We start from the raw sequence: 360 nt of genomic DNA on the forward strand, positions 1-360 counted from the left end.
CCGGCGTCGCAGTGCGAGCCGATCGAGTACCCGAAGCCGGACGGCAAGCTGACGTTCGACCGGCTGTCGTCGGTGTTCATCTCGAACACGAACCATGAAGAGAACCAGCCGGCGCACCTGACCTTGAAGGATGCAAACGTGCCGGTGAACGTGAACCTGCGCACGTATGCGGGGCCGGAAGGTCGTTTCTGCCCGGCGGCCGTGTACGAGTTCGTGAAGAACGACGACGGCAGCGATCGCCTCGTGATCAACGCGCAGAACTGCGTGCACTGCAAGACCTGCGACATCAAGGACCCGACGCAGAACATCGTGTGGGTCACGCCGGAAGGCGGTGGCGGGCCGAATTACCCGAACATGTAA

1 protein-coding gene is annotated in these 360 nt (G+C 62.2%); it reads left to right on the forward strand.

Annotated elements, in window-relative coordinates:
• The coding region (locus VK92_RS38445) for a 4Fe-4S dicluster domain-containing protein (RefSeq protein WP_048468249.1) at window positions 1-360 on the forward strand (360 nt) is incomplete at its 5' end.

The organism is Burkholderia sp. LK4 (assembly GCF_001043615.1).
Taxonomy (GTDB): Bacteria; Pseudomonadota; Gammaproteobacteria; order Burkholderiales; family Burkholderiaceae; genus Burkholderia; species Burkholderia cepacia.